This is a genomic window from Streptomyces wedmorensis (assembly GCF_000716445.1).
Taxonomy (GTDB): domain Bacteria; phylum Actinomycetota; class Actinomycetes; order Streptomycetales; family Streptomycetaceae; genus Streptomyces; species Streptomyces wedmorensis.
Genome location: NZ_JNWK01000005.1, coordinates 450,917 through 457,412 on the forward strand (window position 1 = coordinate 450,917; position 6,496 = coordinate 457,412).

Below are 6,496 nucleotides of genomic sequence, written 5' to 3' on the forward strand. Positions count from 1 at the left end.
CTGTGTTTTCTTGTGTACGGCCTGTCGGGTTGCAGGTCGAGGCTATTGGGGATTTTTAGGCATGGCTAGATCAAGAAATTCCTTGTTTGCCGCTACCCACACAGGCATTGGGTTTCCCGGCTTAAAATTCATGTCTCCCACACTCTGTTTCGTCTCAAGTTTTTGATGCCATGCCTCCAGCCCCTTTCCTCCCTGATACAACTGGGTCAGCATCCCGACGTCGTAGCGAATGCTCTTGTAGCAAGGGAATTGGTCCGTCACATTGGCGTACCCTTCCATAATTGCGGCGATATATTTGATGGAGCCTTCAGGGGTAGCGACAATCTTCGCCCGTTGCTTCTCGGTCTGCGAGGGCAGGTGATTCGCTTTGAGCCATTTTTCCTGCTCGACCTCCAATACGACGGGATTGTGGTCCACGAAGTGCACCTTGCCGGGCCCGCTCCATGTCGCGCCGATGGGTGCCATGGTGGGGCTAGGATTCTCCAGCGCCTCCCACGCAATGGCGGCAGCGATGGCCTGTGGTGAGATGTTTCTCGCCCTCGCTTCCTCGAGAATTGTTTCCCGGTGCAACTCAAGCCAGCTGAGCACCGCATTCTCGCGACGTGAAAATCGTGCCCCCTCAGGGTCTACCGACGGGAACGGGAGATGATAAGCGCCCCAGAGTTCCAGCGATAGCGTGAATTCCCAACTCCACTCTGGCGGAAGTTCCAGTATTGGGAGGATCGGATTTTTATTCCCAAATTTCTGCATGAACAGCGACAACCATTTATCGCTCGGCTCGCCGATCTCGGCCTGGCCGCGCTGTACGTGCAATAATGATGCAGTCAGCTCCTTTTCGTCAATCTTCAGCGGCTTCGTTGCCGCATTGAGTCGAGATATCTCGCTCGCTCCGAAAACGTAGTCATAGAGGGCCTCTAGAGGTGTGGGCAGGGTTCCATCCCAAGAATCCGCCTGCACGAACGCCATGCCAACCAATTTCACACTGTGATCGGTGGAACGGGCGGCGGCCACTTCTCTCACCAGGTCCTCGTCGAAGCTGGCGGATGCACCAGGGCCGCCCTGGCATTGATAGGCATCGATCGCTGGCTTGAGTGCCGAGTATATCCAAGCCAGGAGATCCTCTTCTACCTTGGTGCACCCTGCGGAGTACTTATGCAGATTGGATGGAATTGCCGCTACGGTAGCCATGCCCAATCTCCTATTTCTCCTTCTTGGCGTCGAGCGCGGCTTGGGCCGCCGCCTTGGAGACCTGCGACTGGAACCTGCGGGCGGCGTCGGCGATGCCCCCGAGCGCTGCCTGCTGACGCGCGAACTCGCCCTCAAACTGGTTCCGTTTCGCTCCCGTCCAGTTGTCGCTATGCGGAGTGCCGAGGAGAGCATTGCGTTGCGACGCTCGCAGTCGGCTGAGAGTCTCCAGCTTCGCGACGAGTTGGCTCAGTTTCCGTTGAAGATCATCGGCGGCCAGCATGAGCTCGCGTGACATGAGTCCCCTCTCCGCGTCGCGGCAATTCGATGTGCGCCTTACCGGGCAAGCTGTACGCCCGTCGCGATGCCGTCCACGACAAGGTAACCCCGCCCCGGGAGCGGCTGAATGCGGTCGTGCCGAGGTAGCTCGGTGCCCAGCAGGTCGCCGTCGACGTCGTGGTCAGGGCAGAGAAGCACACCGCAGCGGCTTTCGCGGACGCGCTGGGTCCAGTGACCGTAGGCCCGGCGCAGGGCGTCGGTCCGGCCGGCCGCGATCACGTGGGTACTGGACCCGACTGACGACAGCCATCGCTCGATGGTTCCGCTCTCGTCCTCGACTGTGTCGGCATCATCCACGAGGAGCAGTGTGGTCCCCTGGGCTGGAAGCGTGAACAGGGTTTCCTCCAGGGCCTCGTAGGACGTGACTACGGCGCTCAGACCGGCCAGTTCCCATAGCGGCGAGCGTCGTGGCGCGAAGGCGATGACGGACGGCGGGACTCCGCCGACGGCCGACGCCGTGGCCAGCCGAGCGACGGTGCACAGTGCGGTGCTGCGGCCCGAGCGCTGCGGGCCGGCGATCAGGGCGTGCTCGCCTTCGTAGAGTTGGAGCGCGGCGCGGCCCAGGGAGTCGGCGTCCAGGCCGATCGGGATCCGCCGCAACCCGGAGGCAGTCAAGTCCGGCGCCGAAAGGGCCATGAGGTCGGTGACCGCGACATCCGTGGGCAGCAGGCCGACGGGCGTTGCGTTAGGCACTGCGTCCGCCCAACGCGCTGCGGTCTCCGACGCCGCCGCCGCGAGGTCGTCACCTGGCCAGGCAATCTGGATCACCTGCCGGTTGGCGGTCACCAACGCCCGCCCTGGGACGTACGTGGGCACCGCGCCGCGGGGTACGTCGAAGTAGCCGTACTCGGTCGGATCGGCAAGGCGCAACAGCAGCTTTGTCTGGGTCAGGGCGGACCAGGCCGAGGGGACGGCGCCGAAGCGGTCGGCGCTGACTGCGAAGCGGATGCCGACCGCGGGGCCGTCGGCGTAGACGCGGACGAGTTCGTCGACGAAGTTCATGCCCACCACGTCCTTCTCGAAGTCCGAGAGCAGGGCGCCGAGGTTGTCGATCAGCACCAGCCACTCGGGGAACTCGGCTGGTCCTCTCGCCTTGCGCGCGTTGAGTTCCCGGCGCAGCAGTTTGATCAGCCGGATCTGCCGTTCACGCTCCGCCGATCCGATGTGGGCGCCGGTGTGCGGGAGGTGGCCCAGCGGAGATAGGTTGCCTGCGCCCATGTCGAGGACGTAGAGGTGCTGCTGGTCGGGCGGTGTCGCGCCGGCCATGGTCAGGGCGAGGGCAGCTAGCGCCGTGGAGGCGCCCGAGCCGCCGGCTCCGTAGATCAGGATGTTGCCCGCACCGGGATCCCAGCCGACCGGGTACTGCCGCTGCCGATCGGGGTCGTCGGCGAGCGCCCAGGAGGGCAGCGCGGCGGCCTCCGTGTGCAGCCCGCGCTCGGCGGTGACGGGCAGTTCAGAGCGGCGGACGACTGCGGGCAGCGGATCGGGCCAGGGGCGCCGTGGCGGGGCCAGTCCGACCAGCTCCGCGGCTTGGCGCGCGGCCACGACCAGTCGGCGCAGGTCGGTCTCGCCGTCGGCCTCGGAGGTGTCCGCGTCCGCGGTGGGCCGACCGAGCCGGAAGGATATGGCCGTTACCGGCGCGGTCACCGCCGCTTCCTCGGTTACTCCAGTGGACAGCGCAGTCTGTACGGGCAGCACCTCGCGCGGGCTGAGCCGGTAGTAGGCCCGGCCCCATTGGCGGGTGCCGATGCCGGCGGCGGCCGGATCGTCGATGACGTCCTGGGAGTCGGCGGTGCTCTCCAGGCGCAGGGCGATCCGCAGCTTCACGTTGTTCTTGATGGCGTCGTTGACGGATCCGGCGGGCCGTTGGGTGGCCATGATCAGGTGGACGCCGAGGGTACGGCCCCGCTGCGCGATGCTCACCAGCGAGTCCACGAAGTCGGGCAGCGCCTTCACCAGGGTGGCGAACTCGTCGATCACCACGGCCAGCCGGGGCATCGGCTCCAGGTCGTAGCAGCCGGAATCGCGCAGGCGTTGGTAGTCGCGGACATGGTTGAGTCCCGCTTCGCGTAGCAGTCGTTCGCGATGGCGCAGCTCCGCATCCAGGCAGCGCAGGGCGCGCTCGCTCAGCTGTTCGTCCAGATCGGTGACTAGCCCGACGGTGTGCGGCAGCTCAGCGCACTCGTCCAGCGCCCCGCCGCCTTTGTAGTCCACGAGGGCGAAGGTGAGGTGCTCCGGGTCGGCATCGACGGCCATGCTCGCGATCAGGGTGCGCAGCAGCTCGCTCTTGCCCGAGCCGGTGGTGCCGGCGATCAGGGCATGTGGCCCGTCCTCGTCAAGGTCGACGGTGAACAGATCTCGCTCGCTGACTCCGAGAACAGCCCTCACGCGCAGCTCCGGCACCCGCTCCTTCCAACGCTCGCCGACCGATACTCCGTCCACTTGCGGAAGGTCCAGCAGGGGGAGCAGCGCAATTCGGTTGGGCAGCCCGGCTCCCTCCACCCGCAGCTCCGGGTCCTCGAAGCGGGCCAAGGCCCGTGCCGTACGAAGCGCCTCACTCAGTGGCATCCCGTTGAGCAGCACGTCCCGCACCACCTCGTCGGAGGCCACATCGCGGACCGTACCTGTTCCGTTCGCCGAGACCGTGACAACCGAGGTACACAGGGCGGGCAGTCGGGGGGTCAGGATCAGTCCACCGCACCGTAGAGAGGTGCTGGCCAGCAGGTCGCGCAGCGGGCACGGGCGGCCCTGGAGCAGCGTGGCCCCGTCGACGACCACCAGCAGCACCGGGCCAGAAGCGTCCTCCGTGCGCTGTGGACCTGTGGCCAGCAGGTTCCTGGCCAGGGCCTCGGACTGCTCCGATCCGACTGCCACCAGCCGTGCCGCGCCCGACTGTGCGTCTGCGCCGTGCGGCAGCCACTTTGTCCAGTCCCAGTCATCCAACCGGTCCACATCGGTGAACAGCGCCAGGCGCACATCCGCCGGGCCGCTGGCCGCCACCGCCTGGCATAGCAGCGCCCGCGCAACGGCCAGGCAGGCCCGCCGGTCTCCCTCGAGCCCCACCGCCTCACCGGCCGACATCCCCGCTACGACAGGCACCTGCGGCAGTGCAGGGCGTCTGCTCACGATGCTGACCGCCTCGGGCGCCGGCCCCGAGGACCCCCACTCCACGGGAGCCGTCCACGGCAGGTCGGCCGACCCGACCACCACCTTCATGAACTCCGGCGCACCCGGCCGCCGCTCCCACAGCGCGGCCCCCGGCGCCGTCGCCCGATGCACCGTTTCCGCCAGATCCGGATGGGCCTCGCGCCGCATCCGTACCTCGTCGGCGTGCCGCTCAGCCAAGCTTTTTTCGAATTCGACCAGTTGGGCCGCATACTCCCGAACCCCGCGCCGGAAGCTGAACCTCCCGCGCAGTCGCTCCTCGGCGAAATTCCCCACGAACATCAAGGGCGTGAGCGCGGCGATCAGTGCATAGCGCGGGTCGCCAGTCACCCACACGATCACCGCGGCCAGCACTAGAGGCCCGAGCATGCTGGAGACACTGAACGGCGGCTTGTCCGCCCGGGACGGCGCCGACGGCGCCTTGATCCGCGGCTGCTCCACCACCCGGGCGCCACGCGGCGCCCGGTTAAACGGCAACGTGCCTCCAGGCCCCGCCTCCCGCACAGCGTTGACCCGCTGCACCGCCCCGAGCCGGTCCAATGGCAGGATCCGCAGCAACACCTCGCCTCCCAGCGAGACCACGTCCTCGGGCCGGACCGGAACCTCCCCCGTGATGCCCTCGCCGCCAACGTCCGTGCCGTTGGCCGACCCCAGATCACCGACCCGCACCTGCCCGTCCGCCGACACCTCCACCACGGCGTGCGAGCGCGACACTCCCGAGGCCACCACCCGCAAATCCGCCTCGGCCCCCCGGCCTACCACCGTCCTGCCCCCAGACAGCGGCAGGCTCTGCCCGGCCTCCAGGCCCCCGACCACGCGCAGCACGGCAACCGGCGCGCTGCGCCCGGCTGCGGCATCCCACCTCGCACGGCCCACCCGAGCCCCCTGCACGAGGCCGGCCTCGTAGATCCCGGTGTCCGGCGGCGCTACCCGGCCGTCGATGCTCAGGGCGCTCGGGGGAATGCCCAAGACTGCCGCCAGGTCCGCGAGCGTCGCGTCCGGCCGACCGATCTGCAGTTCCAGCTCTCGCTCAGATTCGCCGTCGGCTAAGACGATCCGCACCGTGCAGTCACTCCATGGTCGTCAAGGGGCCTGGTAGGAGGGGCTTGAGTGTGGCGCACACCTGACTGAAAGACAAACGCCGCAGACCCTTGAGCCACTGATGGAAGCGACATTCAGCCACTTTGGACTGCCCGGTCAACCGTCACGGACTGACTCACCGTCCGGCGACTCCACGCGATCCGGACTCTCTGACCGTGAACCCTGACCGTATCGAACTGCACTTCCTGCCGCCCGTGCTCACCTGATCTCAACTCCGGGTTGACCAGCCGATCTCAGGCACAATCTGCACAGCCGGAGCCGAGACCGAGAGCAGACCCAACTCGCCGCTGAACACCGGCCCCCGCCATCCCCACACGTCCGAAGGAAGCACAGGCATGCGCGGGCGCCCGCGGTTGGATCTGGCATCTCTTCCAGGCAGGCGGCCCCTACCCGACTTGGCTTCTGGGGCGGGCCCCCGATCGGCTGTACGGCATCGCTCAACAGCCGACGGAGGCTTGCCCCCGATTCCGCCTCTACTGGTCGGCAGCCGACTGCGCTTCCCCCTGGCGAAGCTTGCGGCGACGCGTCCACGCTCGACCAAGGTAGGCGACCAGCGCCACGATTCCCGTCGTCACGAGTTCGCTGGGCATCTGGGAGAGCAAGCCACTGATTCCTAATGCGGTCTGTCAAGCCGCGCGTGCGGTGGGTGGCGTGAGTTCGTATCTCCGTCCGTCGCGGAGGAGGGCCCAGAGGACGTTGACGCGGC

Annotated in this window: 3 protein-coding genes; all 3 read right to left on the reverse strand. The window is 67.2% G+C overall.

Features of this window, described 5'->3' with window-relative positions:
* Positions 1–42: 42 nt before the first annotated feature.
* Genes OO54_RS45740 through OO54_RS06465 form a run of 3 tightly spaced genes read right to left on the reverse strand, consistent with a single transcriptional unit; the run spans position 43 to position 5,751 of the window.
* Positions 43–1,188, reverse strand: coding sequence for a hypothetical protein (locus OO54_RS45740; RefSeq protein WP_157856434.1), 1,146 nt, complete (start codon positions 1,186–1,188; stop codon positions 43–45).
* Between the two features lie 10 nt (positions 1,189–1,198).
* The gene (locus OO54_RS06460; protein ID WP_033201853.1) at positions 1,199–1,483 is read right to left on the reverse strand and encodes a hypothetical protein; all 285 of its coding nucleotides are present in this window, start codon (positions 1,481–1,483) and stop codon (positions 1,199–1,201) included.
* 38 nt (positions 1,484–1,521) lie between these two features.
* Positions 1,522–5,751, reverse strand: a complete 4,230-nt coding sequence (locus OO54_RS06465) for a type VII secretion EssC family protein (RefSeq protein ID WP_033201854.1) — start codon at positions 5,749–5,751, stop codon at positions 1,522–1,524.
* Positions 5,752–6,496 lie beyond the last annotated feature (745 nt).